The organism is Vibrio sp. V12_P9A6T4, from assembly GCF_963874835.1.
Lineage (GTDB): Bacteria > Pseudomonadota > Gammaproteobacteria > Enterobacterales > Vibrionaceae > Vibrio > Vibrio anguillarum.
This window is the reverse complement of sequence record NZ_CAWNJO010000083.1, coordinates 1-17,761: the sequence shown is the minus strand read 5'-3', so window position 1 is coordinate 17,761 and position 17,761 is coordinate 1. Positions and strand designations below refer to the sequence as shown.

Genomic DNA, 17,761 nt, shown 5'->3' with positions numbered 1-17,761 from the left:
TCTTTACTGCTTTTTGATATATAAGCACATGTAATGGAATATTCTCCGCTTATAGCTCGAGTAATTCTTTCAACATTGCGAATGTTTAGTTGATTTCTTATTCTACCTAGGCGGTAATAACTGATCTCTGGGGTATTTAATAACTTATTTTTATTAAATCCATTAGCTAACATGCCTAGTGCTATTTCAGCATCGATATCAAGTAAAGGGTGAAACGTTTCTCTAAGGATCGTGTTAGCTCTTTCTCTTCTATCATAATCCATATTGCCTGGTCGCATTTCTGAATACGCTTTCATCATTTTTGATGCAGCTGCTTCTTTTAACCCAAACATATGAGTTAGGTCTAGTCTATTTATTGAACCAGTGAACCTAAGTTTAAAATCGATGTAAGCCATTCTATCAGCATTGTTTTCTTCTTTTTGTAGGTCAAACATGCTTTGTATTGCCATGGAAATTTCTCCTAATTATCTGCTGGTCACAATAACATGAAGTCTTGGTTATTTCATCAAAATAGTATGGTGTGACGGATTTTTAAAGACTGTAGCAAAGATCTTTTGTATACGTGCTATTGACTTGTTTTGGTGATTTGATGTATGGTTGATTTATCGGCAGTTAATCACTGTCGTGTTCCTTCATAAGATATAGGAACTTTAGAAACTAATAACCATATAGGTGAATAAGATGGCAAAAAATGGCGTGGTCGGTGATGGCCATAGAAATGGGATGGTGAAAGGTCGTTCTCAAACTCAAACGCCTTCAGGGCATTGGGTTAAGCGTGATACTGAAACCGGTAAATTCATGGATGTGAAAAGTGATGGCGAACCATTCAAAGGGGTTCGTAAAGAAAAATAGCCCTGTAAGAATATTTCCTTACAGGGCTATTTCTGTGAGATAAACCATGTCAAAGCTATTAGCGTAGCTTTACGTGGTGCTCTACACAAGAGAACTCAAGCTCACTGAAGAACGTTGATGTTACTCTGAATTGTTAACGTAATATTAATGTTTTTTAGTGTTTATCTCAATAGGTCGAGATCTCTCTTTAACTTATTTTAGAGGTAAATCACGATGACAACTCGCAAAAAAGATGTGCATGTGTGTGCTTATACTCGAATGAAACGTGGCGTTCTAGAGTATGTATGCAGCCACTTTCGTTCACACCCACGTGGTTAATCAATAAAAAGGAGCACATTGTGCTCCTTTATCGTGGTTAGTTCTTAATGATCTGCTCCGTTAGAATGCCTGTGTCATGCCTTGGGTTGTACCAATCCAGGGCTTCATCGATGTCGTAAGTTTGGATGTTAGATAAGGTCGCGGTTGTTTCTGTTGGTTTCAAAATATAGCCAGCGGCAATCCCTTTTTTTAATTGGTTATCACCTACAGGTACATCCAAAACATCGCTACGAATTTCTGCATTAATGATTGTTCCGCCCTTGGTTAATTGCCCAGTCAATAACCCTACATTACCCTTATCTAAGATTTGAGCGGAAATGCGATTGTCGCTGCTATGGATTTTTTTGAGGCTGCTTCGATACGCATTACCCACAATGCCACCTACAAACTCTTGTTTATCACTGGTAATGGTAAGAACATTGTTGCTGTTTGTTAGCCCAGATAGTTGGCTGTCTTTGGTTTGGCCGAATAACATTCCCACTGCGCTGGTATGAGCAACAGTTAGGTTTGAGTTGCTCACTGTCACCATGTCAACGGTTGAATCTTCGATGTTTCCCGCCAGCATTCCTGCTCCATGAATCACTTTTACAGGTGCTGTAACAGTGCTGTTCTCAATGGTCACTTCGGTTACATGGCTATCGTGAGCTCGCCCAGCAATTACACCAATACTCTGAATTGTGCTGGTTCCTGTTACCGAGATATTTCTCAGTGTTAGCTTTCTAATCGTTGCATCCCTGAGTTGAGCAAAAAGCCCAACATTTCCGGTTCCTGTTACGTGGAGGCCACTAATGCTATGTCCTTGCCCATCGAGTGTTCCCTTGAAGATACCAAGAGGCTCAATGGTTTGGTCGCAATTGAGGTTTGTTGTGATTTGATAGTCACCGTTTGGGTTATCACCAATTTTCGAAAAGTCGCTGCAAGCACTGATAGAAGTGATAGATGTTGCTGCATAGGTACAAATCGAAAATATGCTTGTAACTACCAGAACAAAAAATAATTTAATCTTCATTAGACATTCCTTATGTCGGTTTTAGATTTAGCGGCCTTATAAGCCGCTCCCTTATAGCTTCTTCGAAGCTGAAAATATGATGTCATAAAGAGTTTTTATCCAATTGATCCAATGATTAGATCAGGGAAGTTCTAAAAATAGCCATAAAATGGATATGATCAGAGGTTTGTTCTGTAGTTCGTGTGTGTCGATTAGAGCAAGAGATGGCTAAGAGACTTGTTAAACACGGCAAAATAACCAAAAATACTGTATATATAAACAGTATGCTTTGAGTGTATGAACGTCATTCCTATCTCTGCAAGTGCTGGTATCACAGGGTTTGAAAGACCTGCGGCTGAATACTCCCAGCTTCCTATTGATCTCGATGAGCTGCTCATTGAGCATCCTAGTGCCACCTTTATTGGAAGAGCATGTGGTGAATCGATGCAAGGCGTGGGGATCTTTGATGGGGATTTGCTTATTGTGGATCGCCATGTCCAGGTCGAGAACCAAGATGTCATCGTCGCGAACTACACAGTAGAGTTGGTAAAGAAGAATTTCAATGTTGAGGTAGAACGTACCATCCGCGAACTGAACGGCCAGGTATGTAAAAAGTGGGACCAAGTTCGTGCGGATAAACACCAAATCTATTCAACGCGGAGTGTAGGGGAGAGGATCGTTGATATTCAGTCTCTACGCCAAGCGCTCAGCAAACATGCCGGAATCGCAGCAAGAAAAGCACGGCAGCAAGGTTCGTTATGTAAAGTATTTTTGTGCTTTGCTGGTAACTCGCCCTTTGATGAGCATCCGCAAAGCTTTCGATTTATACATCGTTTCGCCTACTCCACGGCAGATACCCAGCAGTTAACTAAAGTAGCTTGTGATGCTGCAGAACAGCTTTTTAAAAACGGTGTGCGTTATTGCAAGATAGGGGCTTGATTTATTGGATGGAACACATGAGCAATTTGACTTGCTTAACCCGGTCCCTAATAACACCAAGCTGATGTCGGTATTTGATCAACTGAATGGGCGATATGGTTCGGATACAGTGTTTATGGCCGCGCAAGGCATTGATGAAAAGTGGGGGATGAGGCGAGAACTGCTTACACCACAGTACACGACTAGGTGGGGTGATCTGCCTTTGTTTAAGTGTAATTGATCGATAGTTGGTAACTCATTTTTGTCCAAAAATAATTTGGAGACACCCAGAACTCAAAAAATTCAAGTCCAATCACTACGTGAACGAAAGTGGACGACATTCCTTAATAATTCATTTATAAAGGAAATGCGTCCACCTTTGGGACCTCATTACCCTTTAAAAAAAAGCAGAGGTTGTCCCCTGCTCACCTAGCTTGCCCGTCAATCATTTATAACCTCGTCGGCGACGACACCAATTACGAAGCCAGCTATACCACCGATTAATACCCCATATGGACCATACCTAGCTCCAATAGCAGCACCGACTTTAGCAGCACGAATGCCTGTGTTCTTTTTGGATTGGGATGATGATTGTGAAAAGGTTCTGCTTTGCATGTTTGCCTCTTTTATATATGAAAAAGGACCATGCTCAGTAAAGAACATGGTCCTCTAATTTTTTTAACACTGCTTAGTGGGAGTGACCACACACCTGACAGCTACCATCATCATAAGCACGCTCACCACATGCCGGACAGGTTGTAACTAGGGTTGTGATTGATTTAATCTTCATATACAGACTCCTTATTGTTTATTGGATGAAGTAATGGGGTGTTGCGGAGCTCATTGATACCTCGGCCTAGAGAGTCCAATTCGAAACCGATGTACCTTGAGCCAAGCTCCGCAACGAAACTTATTGTGCTTTACCTTTAGGGGTATCTAGACCGCATTTCGCCGCATCCATGACTTTGCCATTCATGGTTCCACAGGCATCGGCATACCACTCAATGCGAGGGCCAGACTGAGAGTAAACTTGTTTACCTGCTTTCCCATTCCAGGATTGTTCTATCTTCGAAATGTCGGCTGGATTACCGCCGAACGTACCGCCAGCGAATGATGACGTGGTAGCGAATAGACACGTTAGACCTAGCAGGATGGTTGATTTTTTCATTGTGTTTTTTCCTTGAATAATGACGATGCTCAGCGTAGGAGCAAGGTTGTTAATTAGTATGATGATTAGGACTGACAGGTTGTGTCAGTCAGGTAAATGATGTTGAAGAAGAAAGGCAGGGCTTAGGTTTCTTGGGCAATGAAACCTATAACAAAATCGGTCACTTATTCTTAGCGACCACGAAATAATGAGGGCTGACACCACCTGTCAGTGAGTCACTACATTATTGAGTCATGAATAAGAGCGAGAAGTTAGCCTACCGATTGAGTCAGATTCTTTCCCGGTTGTATGCGGGAGAGAAGTTGAGCCTTATCGACTTAGAGCAGGAATTCGGAGTGCATGAGAGAACGGTACTTCGGGACTTCAATCGCTTGGCGTTTTTGCCTATCGAAAGAGAAGAGGGCTATTACTACCTGAAGCAATTAGATCATCGTAACCCTAAAGCTCATAAAGCTCTTCATGCCCTATCGAACATGGGGATTGATAAGCTGTTTCCGGATAGGAAAACAATTACTCAGGCGCTGAACCATAAGACACAATCCATACTGTTCCGCCATATTCCTGTCGAGGATTCTGCTCGCTTTCGGGATACCTTAGTTTTGATTGCGGATGCGATTCATCAGCGAAATACGCTGACTCTGACTTTTCATAATCGGCGTTATCATCAGATGGAGCCTTACCAACTCATTAACGAGCGGGGTTACTGGTATCTGATTGCCGCGCAGAGAACACAGCCTCATTCGTTTCGAGTGGCCGAGATTGCTGAGATAATCCGGCACGATGATATTTATACTCCCTCACCTATCCTCTCCGAGAAGCTGACCAGAGAAGAGCTGCATTGGCAGGCTCACGGTGTTATAGAAGTCATAGCTCAGATTGATTCGGGGCGTATTCGCGATTATCAGGAAACCGAACATCACCTGACTATCCGAACCCTGAAAGAACTGGGCTATGGTTCAACGCTTATCAGCATTCAGACCTCGGACATACATTCCCTGATGCCAGTTCTAAAGTCCTGGATACCGAGTATCGATATCATTTCCCCATTGTGGGTAAAACAGGCGTTGATGCGAGAAGTCGAAGCCTATCTCTCAACCTGTTCATGAGATTTATTTAATGGGCACTGTCGGCGTCGTCATTACGTCGACGACGCCGAGAAACCCATCATGACTTCTGTATGAGCGCTAATAGGTCAGCTTTTTGCTCATCGTAATCTTTCGATTTGATATGAAGATAAATAGATGACTCAGCTTTTGTTGCCAGATTAAGGCCCCGAGCAATTGCAGCACAGAAACCTTGATTGTTGGCCGAGCCGGATGAATAGAGAGATTTATACACCTGACTTTTCCATGGTTTATCGCCCTGCGATTCAATAAGGTCTAGCAGCCTACTGAGAAGAATCCATTGTTTTGAATGCAATCCTGCCCCGCAACTTTGTCCGGCAATTCGAAAGTAGAGTTGGTTGTCTTCACTGTTTTGAGCAATCTCGTAGAGCACCGTTCCTTGGGCCTTTGATCCTAGTTTTGGTGCTTCACCTGTTTTGAGAATAGTAGAGAATGGATTGTCTACTGATGTGGTTTTAGATGTATCAACTTCTGCATTCTTCCTGCTGTTTTTGGGTTGGTTCATAGAAACTCCTTTATTTCATTGAGCTAGAAATAAGAAAGCCCCTACCGGAAGAATCCAGTAAGAGTTCTTACAATTCAATAATATAAATTCGTTTTGCTGCTTGTTACGCCTAGGGATTTTTTCCTGTCTTTTCCGGTACTGTTCCTGTCTTTCCAACACAGTTTTCTACATTTCCTCGACGGTGGCGGCGGTGATATAGGTTCGGCGGAATTCCCGTCGGCGACGTCAGTAAAATCATGCGGGTAATCAGGTGATGTGATTTTGCTGGTGGATATGGGCGTGATTCGGGGCAGGGTTTCTATGTTGATTGTGCGGTGAGATTACGTCAGACCTTCGCTCATAATCGATTGGTCCCCAGTTCAAGTCTGGGAGGGGCCACCAAATTCTAGAAGGTTAGTAAGCGTAGTGTTTACTGACCTTTTTTTGTACCTGACGATTTTGGGTCAGGTAATGGGTCAGGTAAGCCCCGATCACGCACTCTTCTCTGAATACAAAAAGGCGCAGCTGGATGATATCAGCTACGCCTTTTATTACGCTCACTGTTAAATTAAGCCATCGGTAAATAGACCGGTGCTTGCACAACAAGCCAAAGTTGATCCATTACCGACTGCGACACTACTTACTCGCGATTGTTTCAAAAGCGGCTTCAGCATCAACCATTCCACCCGAGATCGATAGCACACTGAATGGAACAAGCGTTTCAGGTGATGATGGTTTTTTCACTAACAGCTCAGGATAACGACGGGCGCTATCAAGTAATAGAGCTTTGAGTTCTACTGCGGAGAGCTCTGGATAGCGTGACCACACCATAGCGGCAACGCCTGATACTACAGGTGCAGCCATACTCGTACCACTATAAGTGGCGTAGTTATTGCCTGGCGTAGAAGAGAGAATGCGATAACCGGGTGCAAAGATATCAACCGATTTTTGGCCATAATTACTAAAACTGGCGACAAAATCTTCATTCGCGTATTTCGCTGATGCACCTACGTCTATCCAAGTTGCAATAGGTGACGATTCGTAAGTATCGGCAAAACGATTAGGGAAGCTTGGTTTACTATCATTATCACTTTGGCTATTGCCTGCAGAATGGATGATTAACACACCTTTGCTGGCCGCATAACGAAACGCGTGATCAACTACAAATTTACGTGGTGAATAGCTTTTACCAAAACTCATGTTGATGATTTTTGCGCCATTATCCACCGCATAACGCACAGCATTAGCAATGTCTTTATCGCGCTCATCACCATTGGGCACCATACGCAACGACATGACTTTCACATCTTCAGATAAGCCGTCAATTCCGATACCATTGCGACGCTCTGCCGCAATAATTCCCGCCACATGCGTACCGTGTGATGCATCAGGCCCTTTTACATCATTATTTCCATACCCCTTTTCCCAAGGGTTGCTGATGTCATCTAAAACGATATCAGCACGAGGATCAAACTCAAGGTTGTAGTGGTAATCCAACGCATCTTGGTATCGGCTTCGTCTTGACTCGAGGTAGTCAAACGAATACCAATCGTCGAATAGTGCCAACAAAGCTTGAGCTGCGGAGACGACTTCAGGGTTCGGATGTGACAGTAAAATGAGCAAACCTTCGGCCGTAAAATCTTTATGCTGAGTCAGGGCTGAGATTTGCGATTTATATTGATTCGCTTGCTCAATAGCATCAGTGACCTGCGCGAGCAGGGTTTGGTTACTCTGAACCTCGGCTAGATATTCCGTTTCTATTGCTTGGTAGTAAGCACGTTTTTGCTCAGGTATCCAATCATTGCCTTCTAATAAATCCAGGTATTTTTTGTACTCACGCGTCAGCTCTAATGTATCGTAATCCACATTGATACCAAGCGAGTTGCCTAAGAAATTCCAACCATACACATCATCAATATAGCCATTACCATCATCATCAATGCCATTGTTTGGGATTTCTCCCGCATTAACCCATAACTTGTTCTTTAGATCTTCGTGTTCAATGTCCACGCCCGAATCTAACACCGCCACGATAACAGGCTGAGGTTTAAGAGGGGGCATCAAGGATTCATACACATAATCCGATCCAACCCCTTGGATAGAGGAATAGTTAGCCGAGAGATTAAACCAATCCCCACGCTGTTCAGAACTCCCAATCATACGCATGAAAAACAAACGAGGCTGGGTAGCTTGTGGAGTATAGTCTTCAACAATATTACCTTTTATATCTTTAATAAAAGGCGAATTAATTGGGGTGGGTTCCACACTGACGTTTGCCGAAACCGATGCTGAAACGAGTATTGCTGCAGCAAGAGCAGAATATTTGTATCCTTTATTCATTTTATTACATCCTATTTAATGCGCTTAGAAAGCGACCAAAAAGATAAAACGCAATACAATGAAAATCATTCACAACAACAATAAAACTATACATCCATCTCACTATTGTGAATGCTTTGTGCTGAAAATTTGATCTAAGCACCATTGATACAATGGTGAATAGAAACTCACAAGATATTGATAAATCTATACTTTAACGGCATAAGGACGATCATTAACAAGTGAGATTCGATAGACGGCATCTCAACTTTCAGGCTTGAATCCTAGCGATGGAGTAGAGATAAACACCGTCTAGATTTTACTGGCTTGTAACTAAATCGAATAATCGAAAACGATGATCTCTTCGAGCAAAGGACGAAAGACATCCTTTAGCGCGTTATGCTCTGGATGAGGTAGATAATTTTGGCGCCCTTGCTCATCGCTAAATGTCATTAAAACGCTGTGGGTATAACCTTGGTTTTTGCCTTCAGGGCTGTCGTTCACGCCCCACTCAACGGCAGCGACCCCCTCGATTTTCTCTGGCATGGCTTCAAACAGCGACTTGAGCTGTTGAATGTCGGCAGGCTGAGCTTGTGGTTTGAATTTGATTAATAAGATATGGCGGATCATTGTTCGCTCCGTTTCTGTCTGTAGAATTTCTTTTCATAAAGAGGGATAACGCTGGCTCACTGGTGCTAAAGCTGCTGTGCTTAAAACAATAAAGCGGCACTCAAGGTTTGAAGCGCCGCTTTATTGATTAAATGGGCTACAACCTTAACCAATATTGACTGATGAACCACCAATAATTACGCCACCGCAGTCAACGGCATCGCCGACTCGCGCGGCGGGCTTGCCATCAATCATAACGCTACCCGAGCCCCCTTTAATTGCTCGCGGGTGGCTTGGGTTTTGCGGCTTATCATGAGGCTCTAGCAGGTCCCCCTGCCTTGCCACCGCTTTACCATCAATTTTTACCGTCGGTGACCCAGCGGTGATCGGCGTAGGAGGAAAACCATCATGATCGGATCCGATATCTCCTACTAATGCACCATTTGCCATTGATTTGCTCCTTAATAAAGGTGACTTTTTCTACTTTAAACTTAATTTCAAACGAAACTAGTGCGCGAATGAATCTCTACTAACACGGCAATCTTAAGTAAGTCCCAAACACATTCATCAATCAAGCTCAGCCTTACAATTCCGACCATACTGCAGAGTAAATACTAAATAACTCACTAGATCTTACTTGGCCATCGCCAGATTCAATGCATCAATGTGCAAAAATATCCAACTTTGGCCCCGTATCTGGCTGATTTTTTTGCTGCTCTGCGATTCTTTTCAGAGTTTGCTGATATTCTTCATCACTCATATCACGCCAGCATCGCGGATTGCGCCCAGTTTGCTTATCATAGGCGGCGGTGGTTGGGTCTCTTTCACGTGCAGGCTCAAGCACTAAAATATCAGGCATCGGTTGGCTGATATCCATATAACGTTGAATCATATTCCACAACCGATAATACTCTGCCACCATCTCATTACTGCCGATCAGGTTGCCAATCGGTACTCCAACCGAATAATCATGATAGCGATGCACCAACATCAGGTTGTAATTTAAGTGCCCTTGTGGACTAGGGGCGGACATCAGCACGCAATCAAACTCAATAAACGGATGGCTAAAACGCTCTTTATTGCCTTTTTTAAACAGTGTCACCATGCCGGTTTGGCGATTAAGGCTATAGACTCGCTTACTTTTTAAAAAGGGCGCCAGAAAAAGGTGCCCAGCACTCACCAATTTAAAATGGCCATAAATAAGTAAACAAGGAAGTGTTGTATACAAAGTAACAGTGCCAAAATCGCCAGCCCAATCCTTCCATCCATACGGTCCAAATATCATGGCAGAAATCATGATCAGATAGAGAAGCGGTAAGACAATAATCAGTGAAACTTTTACCATCCCAACAATCATAAAATAGAATTGTGACCAACCAGACAATGCCTCACTATTTAAATCTTTTTCATCCCAAAATAAATTATTTTGATTATATCTTTGCATAGCGGATGGCTCAGTCTCTCTTGCTAGAGCCAATGAAATAGTTTCATTGGCTTTAGTAAAAGGAAATACCTGTCCTTTGGTTAAGACACGCCATAAAAAACCTTGCGCCTCTTTAGGTGGTTGGAGGGTTAATTGCTCTGAGTTATAAGCCATTATCATTCCTAATTTTGTCGATAATCGATTCTACGCTTTACGCTAATACGGTATTTTGCGCCCAATCTTGATCACTGTTGTTATCTAAAGCAAACGTTGGAACCACATTCACAGTGCGAGAATCATCACGCTCTTCTAATGCTAATGTCGGAAAGCTGGCCTGCTCAACGTGCAGCTTGGTTCTGAGCACAAAAACAGACTGGTAGCGATACTGATAAGAGCGCATCATCAGTAGGCTAAAATCGGTACTGTATTCGGGGACGGTTAAATCATATTTAACAAAATAGGCAGTACCTTCATTACGCTGCTCTTGATGGATAACCGTAACATTGTGCGAGCTTAGGTTAATCAGTTCACTGCTTTCCCTTGAACCCGTTCGGCTACTTGTCGTGGTCTTTTTTTCAATCGCTTGCCGAGCGTAAAACTCAACCCTGACCGATTGAGCACTGAGCAATGCCGCTAAATTGGTGTTGACATAAATCACATGGGTAGCACCTAATGCTTGCATCTGCTGAGTAAACGCTTCGGAGAATTCGGTTTGTGCGCCTAAGCGGTACGCTTTAACCGATAGATTGAAAATCAACCCAATAAACCGCTCAAACGCTGTCGTCGGGTCTTGCAAATGTGCGTAAGTCGCCGAGGGTGACTGACCAAACGGGCCATTTTTCAGCCACGCCTCTATTGGAGTATCTTTCCAAAACATGTAGAGCGCGAAACCTGCAACAGACAACCCAATCCCTAACCATGCCACCGGTCCCATACCAAATAACACCGGAGCGCTGGTAGTAAAAAACCCCGTTGCAACCGTGGTGGTTAACGTTCCTATCGCCACCATCCCCATCGCAACGCTGGCATCAAGATCATTTTCTTGCCAACGGCGCATAGCATCCCAACCAGCAATACCCGCAGTTAAAAAACCAGCAACAAGCGTTGTAAGCCCTAAAAAGCTCACTTTTTTTACTAGTTGAACTGCCCCATCTTGAAAAGTAAACCGATCAACCCATGCCTTAGGCATAACAACCGCGGCATTATGTGAAGCTATCGCCAAACGAGAGGCATTTTGTGTATACAGATTTGAAGCATGGGTAATGGCGATACCAAGATCCAGAGCTGCACTTAGCGCGTTAGCAGAAGAGTAAAGAGTATCTGTACGCTGAAGCGCTTTCTCAAAATGATGCTGACTCTGTTTCAGGTTAATCAATTCCACTACCGCAATAAAGTAGGGAATTCTGAATTTTTCATAAGCATTACTGACGTTGAGATCCGTACGATTCATATCCCGTAGCGCTCTTTGCGTATTCGCTTGATTTAGGGCCGCCGCCATGCGACTTTCTTGAGAGATCACCACCACTTTAAGTGGTGATTTAGCCCCGACTGAACCTCGACTTTCTGAAATCAGATCGCTGGAGCTAAAAGCATTTTTATTGCTCGATGCCACCAATTTACCCGAACGATCATACAAACGACCAAAGGCTGACTTCTTCTTCGAGTCAACAAACTCACGATCAGCGGCGCTCAATCCATAACTCAACCCATGACCATGCACGCCAACCACCGTACCTTTAAGCTCAGCGCCACTGACGGGCACATAAGTGATATCTCCCCACATTTTGGCATTAGTGGCTTTCATTAAACCGAGTACAGGGGCATAAGCGGCATTAAATTGGATCACTTTCGCTTCACTGGTGAGATCTTGGCTTAGGTTCAGTAACGTATCAAAGTAACCCTTTAAAATATCATTCATTATACTGGCAATACGCCGTTCAAGGTTAAAAGCCTTTTCCTGGTTGCTATTGGAAGGTGACATAAAAGCCAGATCCATCACTTGTAACTGCTCATCTTGAATGAGCATGTCCTCTTTGGACCACAAAGCTAACGATTCAAGCGTTGCAAATCCAGATCCCGAGTTAAATGGCGGTGGTGCGCTATAGCTAGCTTGCTCCAAATTTATCGTACCTTCTTCTGGAAATAATATTCGGTGCAAAGGATGGTTATCTTTTGGAGAGAGGATTTGTCTAGCGGTTTCTAAATAAGGTGAACGAACGTCACTTTCAGGGTTTGACATTTGATCCAATTTATCAATATTCACGCTCAGAGCGCTCAGCGCATAGCCAACAATCACATGCGCAGCCGATGCGTTAATATCGTTCATTGAACTGATATCACGCAGCACTTGAGCCAATCTCTTCTGGTTCACCTGCAATTGGAGTTTCTCTTGCAATACCTTTACATCTTGGCAACAAAACTGTCGTTCAGTGGTACGTAATGTTCTATGGAAAACGCCTCCATAGTAATTGTCTATATCATTACGATATTGATAGTAAGGATTTTCTTGTTGTCCGAACTTGGCTGGAACCACCAATTTTTGCACTAGCTCTGCAGTGCGATAGTACTTTTGTTGACTCATATCGATATAGACTTGCTGTAAATACCCAACAGCAGATTGAGTAAGAAAAGCGTGATGTCTTAAGTCAAAAAGAGGATCGTCCAATACAATTGCTCTCAGATGACGCTTTTTTGCATCTTCTAAAAAATCTTTCGAGTCACCAATAGTCCACAACTTAGCTTGATTTGGATCTGAGTTGATAATCTCAATCAGTGCGGCTTGCTTAATAGCATATTCATATCGATGAGGTTGAGCATATTTAAAAACCTGTACCGCCTTATCACCGTCTTCATTCGCGGATAAGATTTCCTCTTTAATGGTTTGGTAAGTGCGTGTTACCCACTCCCCAGAGAGATCACGGTTGAGATTAATTGGCTCAGCAAGAAACAACTCCAACTCTGGTGCTCTTATTCGCATTGGCGGCAGTAAGCTAGCTTTCAATACATCGACATTGCTATCCACATTCAACTGATGAAATGCAACAGTTCGTTGAACTAACTCGTTTTGATTCGCCTCAAGATAATTAAGATATTGTGCACTCCACTGAACTTCTGAAAAGGCAAGATGGATCCGTGCCCCCTTGTTATTCTCTTTAGCCGGTATCCAAATCTCTTTTAGTGCCACACCAGTTGCGATTCGAGCTTCATCTTTAAACGGTTTATCTCTACCAGTACGATATTGGTAAAGATTGACATCTTTAAGAGAGTAATCACCGCTATCTTCTGGGCTAATTTGAATTTCACGCCATACTTTATGGTTGTAAAAGATATAAATAAAACCGGCTCGAACAGGAGCAATTCTCTCTTTATAAGTTAACGATGATTGATAAGTAGGTAAAAGCGTTAAAGGTAAAACTGCATGTACCAAATAATCTTGCTCGTCTTTCTTTCTTGGTATGTCTGCCACATTTTGAAAAAGCGGTAATTTGATTGGTTCACCTTCCGCTTCAATTTTCAGCCAAACATTTCGATTGGCACTCTCATCACACCAATCCCAACTGTATACCGTACTTTCATCAAGTTCAGGATCAATACTCTTTTTCGCTTCTAGAGCAGCCTGCTGTGACATATCAGTTAAGTCATAAAACTCAAAGTCTTGTTCAGAGCCATGTTGTATACCCGTTACTTCAATGAAAAACTTTTTACCATCACAGCTCGGACTTGAAGCAAACTTAGTAGACATATGCATTCTCCCTAGACATTAAGTATTCTATGTGTTCGACGATATTTTCTGATGTTTGATGCGATTTCGAATGAAAATTAAGATCATTGAGGGCAACATCATAGCGCTGTATTAAATGGCGTAATCGAGAAGAAATTTGAGGATCTGTTATCTGGTGTTGTGAGCAGAATAAATGAACCATTTTCTGTTTCTGCCAATTCAACTCTTTAATATTGTTTTCTGTAGCCCACTGCACGATCTCATTTTCATGATATTTATCATTGAGAGCATTTTCCTGAGATTCTGTAAGAAGCCAAAGATTTGAAGCAAGCTCCCCCCCCTCACTAACGACTTTGCTCCATTTAGCTAAATCACTGTATGTTTGACGATAAAAATAAAGGCTGCTGAAACATCCCAACCATTTGCCAGTATCGATCGTATCTGAACGCTCAAAAAAATAACTTGCCACTGAAGAACAATAATAATGAAACAGCCCTCTTCGATTACCTGAGAATTGAATATGTAATCGATTCCTTAGTTGAGCTAAGGCAACATCAAAAGAGACATTAAGTGGTGCAGAAAAATACAGTGTATGTTCTTTAGGTAAGATGTTTGTCATTGGATCTTGCTCATACAATGCAATCAACAAAGGGCTACGATTTAGTAATGACTCAACTGACGTCGATAAATATAACGGCTCAACCAAATGCCCAGAGATCCTCTCATAAACTTCAGCATGCATATTATGGTAATCATTGACTAGAGCAAACCAGTTCACTGCAACGTCATTACAGTGGCTATCGAGAACTAACATCATTTATTGTTTCCACAAGGGCAGTCACTTAACGGACAGCTTCCATCAGAACGCTTTTGACAAACCTGAGTGATTGGCATCTCCGTTTTGATATCGGCTATCACTTGTTGAATTAAACTCGCTGTTGGCAAGCTTAAGACCAGCTCATCCGGCGCACTTGGCGCTGCCAACCCCATAGGCAACGCCGCTACAACACCGCCATACCCCGAGCCGCTGCCTGCGCTGCCGCCAGAGTTGAGGTTGATCGCAGGCCCGACTAGGTGCACGCCGCCGCCATCCACTTTGATAAAACTGCCCGCAGCTTTGATGGTGATCTCATTACCCGCATCTAACACCAACTTATTGCCTGCTTTAAGGTGCACTTCATTACCTGAGTCAAAAACCGTTTTTTCACCGATTTTTTGGTGCAGTGAACCACCCACTTCAAGGCTATGATCTAACGCTATTTTCTGACGGCTTTCGCCCTCGACCGTTAGGTGTTGGTTATTTTTGATGTGGCTGAACTGGTCGTTATCCACTGTCAGGTGTTTATCGTGTTTGATGTGGGTGGTGGCATCATTAAGCACTAGCGCTTCATAGTCTTTTTGCGCGTGCAGGTAGATTTTCTCTTGCCCTGCTTGATCTTCAAAACTCAGCTCATTAAAGCCTTCACCTTGATGCGTTTCACTGCGCAGTACGGTTTTGGTTTTGTTATCTGGCAGTGTGTAGGGCGCTTTATTGGTGGCGTGATAAGCGCGGCCCGTGACGATGGGTTGATCAGGATCGCCATTTAAAAAATCGACAATCACTTCATGGCCAATTCTTGGGATAGCCATCATGCCGTATTGGCTGCCAGCCCAACCTTGCGACACCCTCACCCAACATGAACTGTGCTCATCGCCGTTGGAATATCTGTCCCATGGGAAATGCAGTTTAACGCGGCCATACTCATCGCAGAAGATCTCTTCGCCATCGGGGCCAACCACGTGGGCGATGCATGGGCCATCCACTTGCGGCTTGGTGTGTGGTGTTGCGCGCCACGTTACATCGGCCGGGATCAAGGTAAATTGGTTACTGTAGGTCGTTGCACCACTACCGCCAGACTCTTCTAATGCTTGCGGCTGCCGGCCTTGATGGTTTACTTGCACCACAACCCAATCACGGTTCGCGCTATCATCTAAATGCTCGACCAAATCAAACAGGGTTCCGGCTTGCAAACGCGCTTCATTGCTTTGACCTTGTGCAGTACGCGCCTGCCTTCTTAAGTACTCTAAACGAATTTGGTTAAACGCTTTGCCGCTCTCATCGTCTTTAAATCGACCCGGGAAATCAAAATGTTCATAGTGGGTCTGCTGGTAATCCATCGCGGTGCCGAGTGCACTTTGCTTAAAACCGTAAGTCGGTTTTTTAAAGCTGTAATCCGCCAATTGGCTTTCCGCCACTTGCGATTGCGTGTGGCTGATTAAGTTGGAAATGTAAGGCGTATCAGCGATACCACCGGACAGCACATTGTAAGGGATCGGTGTATCAAGCTGCGTTAAGCTTTGGCTATCATCACTGAAAATGAGGGTATGTTTACCTTCTTCATGCAGGAGGTGGTAGACCAAGCCCTCTTCGGCGGCTAAGCGGTGTAAAAAGTGGATATCGGTTTCACGGTACTGTACGCAGAATTCGCGCTGAAGACATTCTCGTTTAAGTGCGAAGGCATAGTCGTCAATGCCCATCTCATGTAGCACAATGGAAAGAATTTCAGGTACAGTTTTAAGCTGGAAGATGCGGCTATTTTGGCGCAGCGACAAGCGCTCTAATGCAGGTACTAAAGTGAGTGAGTAAAAGGTGTGATGATGACCAATATCGCCTTTACTAAACTGGCGCACGATGCCATGCACGCGCTGCACCACACCGCCATTACGGAAAACCGTTAGCTGAGCCGTTTTGTCGACGACATCGATTGCACTCAAAGTTGATTGACGGCTTGCTAGCTCAATGTGGTAACGAAACCCATAACAAGGCTCGCCATTAGCCAGCACACTCTCCGATAAGGATTCTTGTCCTTGGTATTCTCGCACCACAAATGCATCGTCGGCGAGCCCGTCAACCTTTAACGTAAAATTCAGCGTGGCCATCTTCCATCCTCTTTACACTAGAAACAGCAAAGCCTTAAGCAAGTCACACTCATTGAATGCACTTTGCTTAAGGCTAAAAAAGGTGGCTGGCCGGATTGGCTTTGCTTACGCAACATCAGCCAGCCACCCAAAATCAAAGCTTACGCTTCTACTGGTTTGCGCCAGTCATCTGAACCTGAAGTACCCGCGTTCACGTGATCCCACAGGATTTTACGGTAAGACATAGAAACCGTAACGTTTTGCGTGAAGTCGCCGTTCGCAGGATCTTGGCAGTGTGGCATTTCGCAGTGAATATCGACGATAGACGCACTTTCAAGTTTAGTGGTGAAGAAGTTCTCTTGTTTACCTTCGATAGACGTGCGGTACCATTTTAGCTCAACCGATTTCATCTTCTCGCCAGACGCCAACGCGTTATAAAGAAGAGGAACCGCTTTATTTAGCGCAACGGTGAATTTGAATGGTTTGTGAACACGTTGACCAGAAGGCTGACCTGATTGTGGGTCAGTCGGTACTGTCACAACGTGGTCAAACATTTGAACCAACATTTGATCTTCATGACCTTCAACGAAAGCATCGCCGATAGAGTCAGTAGAAAGAGCGCCTGCAGTGATGAGACCCTGAGTTTCGCCTTCGATAGAGATATAACATGGAGTTGGCATGACTTAATCCTTATTCAGTAAGAAAAAGCGATGGAAATTGCATCGCGTTATGTAATGTTTCTTAAAGCAAAGGGGATGCCAAAACAAAAATAGTTAAATTTCAATCAATTAGATTATAAGCTTTCATTTTCGAGCAAGAACTTGCTCGTCCGGGTAGAAACTTGCTCGTATCAAGCAATTTTTCGCTGCGATTTCGCAATACGTCACTCTGTATCGCTTTTCCTAATCTAGCCACAATCTGCGGTAGATAACCTTAGCC

General features: G+C 43.6%; 15 protein-coding genes and 2 pseudogenes. 5 read left to right on the top strand and 12 right to left on the bottom strand.

Annotated features, from left to right (window positions below):
• A pseudogene (locus AACQ42_RS13910) lies at positions 1-449 on the bottom strand (WYL domain-containing protein); the annotation flags it as partial.
• A gap of 232 nt (positions 450-681) precedes the next feature.
• On the opposite strand from AACQ42_RS13910, the gene AACQ42_RS13905 reads away from it, so the two are divergent.
• On the top strand, positions 682-852 hold the full coding sequence (locus tag AACQ42_RS13905; RefSeq protein WP_176429654.1) for a hypothetical protein: 171 nt from the start codon (positions 682-684) through the stop codon (positions 850-852).
• A gap of 355 nt (positions 853-1,207) precedes the next feature.
• Here AACQ42_RS13905 and AACQ42_RS13900 read toward each other — a convergent pair whose 3' ends face one another.
• Positions 1,208-2,179, bottom strand: coding sequence for a hypothetical protein (locus AACQ42_RS13900; protein WP_094165413.1), 972 nt, complete (start codon positions 2,177-2,179; stop codon positions 1,208-1,210).
• 276 nt (positions 2,180-2,455) lie between these two features.
• Between AACQ42_RS13900 and AACQ42_RS13895 the strand changes: the two are divergent.
• From AACQ42_RS13895 to AACQ42_RS17590, 3 genes and pseudogenes are all read left to right on the top strand, one after another.
• A pseudogene (locus AACQ42_RS13895) lies at positions 2,456-2,713 on the top strand (S24 family peptidase); the annotation flags it as partial.
• Positions 2,702-3,097, top strand: a complete 396-nt coding sequence (locus tag AACQ42_RS17595) for a DinB/UmuC family translesion DNA polymerase (protein ID WP_441351192.1) — start codon at positions 2,702-2,704, stop codon at positions 3,095-3,097. The pseudogene AACQ42_RS13895 and the gene AACQ42_RS17595, both read left to right, overlap by 12 nt.
• 4 nt (positions 3,098-3,101) lie before the next feature.
• Positions 3,102-3,317: a DUF4113 domain-containing protein gene (locus AACQ42_RS17590; protein WP_176429653.1), complete on the top strand. Its 216-nt coding sequence runs from the start codon at positions 3,102-3,104 to the stop codon at positions 3,315-3,317.
• Between the two features lie 669 nt (positions 3,318-3,986).
• Here AACQ42_RS17590 and AACQ42_RS13885 read toward each other — a convergent pair.
• Complete coding sequence (locus AACQ42_RS13885; RefSeq protein WP_094165409.1) at positions 3,987-4,244, bottom strand: hypothetical protein; 258 nt, start codon at positions 4,242-4,244, stop codon at positions 3,987-3,989.
• A gap of 233 nt (positions 4,245-4,477) precedes the next feature.
• Between AACQ42_RS13885 and AACQ42_RS13880 the strand changes: the two genes are divergently transcribed.
• Positions 4,478-5,350 (top strand): helix-turn-helix transcriptional regulator, encoded by an 873-nt coding sequence (locus AACQ42_RS13880; protein WP_094165407.1) that lies wholly within the window; start codon positions 4,478-4,480, stop codon positions 5,348-5,350.
• Positions 5,351-5,408: 58 nt separating this feature from the next.
• On the opposite strand, the gene AACQ42_RS13875 is transcribed toward AACQ42_RS13880, so the two are convergent.
• From AACQ42_RS13875 to AACQ42_RS13835, 9 genes are all read right to left on the bottom strand, one after another.
• Entirely contained in the window at positions 5,409-5,873 is a 465-nt protein-coding gene (locus AACQ42_RS13875) for a hypothetical protein (protein WP_094165406.1), read from the bottom strand.
• Between the two features lie 615 nt (positions 5,874-6,488).
• On the bottom strand, positions 6,489-8,192 hold the full coding sequence (locus tag AACQ42_RS13870; protein ID WP_094165404.1) for a S8 family peptidase: 1,704 nt from the start codon (positions 8,190-8,192) through the stop codon (positions 6,489-6,491).
• A 312-nt stretch (positions 8,193-8,504) separates the two neighbouring features.
• Positions 8,505-8,801, bottom strand: coding sequence for a Dabb family protein (locus tag AACQ42_RS13865; RefSeq protein WP_094123655.1), 297 nt, complete (start codon positions 8,799-8,801; stop codon positions 8,505-8,507).
• 144 nt (positions 8,802-8,945) lie between these two features.
• Positions 8,946-9,230, bottom strand: a complete 285-nt coding sequence (locus tag AACQ42_RS13860; protein WP_094165402.1) for a type VI secretion system PAAR protein — start codon at positions 9,228-9,230, stop codon at positions 8,946-8,948.
• A gap of 211 nt (positions 9,231-9,441) precedes the next feature.
• Positions 9,442-10,377 carry a hypothetical protein gene (locus AACQ42_RS13855; protein WP_094165400.1) on the bottom strand — a complete coding sequence of 312 codons (936 nt, stop codon included), beginning with the start codon at positions 10,375-10,377 and terminating at the stop codon, positions 9,442-9,444.
• 37 nt (positions 10,378-10,414) lie between these two features.
• Complete coding sequence (locus AACQ42_RS13850) at positions 10,415-13,945, bottom strand: toxin VasX (RefSeq protein ID WP_094165398.1); 3,531 nt, start codon at positions 13,943-13,945, stop codon at positions 10,415-10,417.
• Entirely contained in the window at positions 13,935-14,741 is an 807-nt protein-coding gene (locus tag AACQ42_RS13845; protein WP_094163458.1) for a DUF4123 domain-containing protein, read from the bottom strand. Before AACQ42_RS13845 ends, AACQ42_RS13850 begins: the two co-directional genes overlap by 11 nt.
• On the bottom strand, positions 14,738-16,843 hold the full coding sequence (locus AACQ42_RS13840) for a type VI secretion system Vgr family protein (RefSeq protein ID WP_094165396.1): 2,106 nt from the start codon (positions 16,841-16,843) through the stop codon (positions 14,738-14,740). Before AACQ42_RS13840 ends, AACQ42_RS13845 begins: the two co-directional genes overlap by 4 nt.
• Before the next feature lie 140 nt (positions 16,844-16,983).
• Positions 16,984-17,502, bottom strand: coding sequence for an Hcp family type VI secretion system effector (locus AACQ42_RS13835; protein ID WP_013857791.1), 519 nt, complete (start codon positions 17,500-17,502; stop codon positions 16,984-16,986).
• Positions 17,503-17,761: the final 259 nt, after the last annotated feature.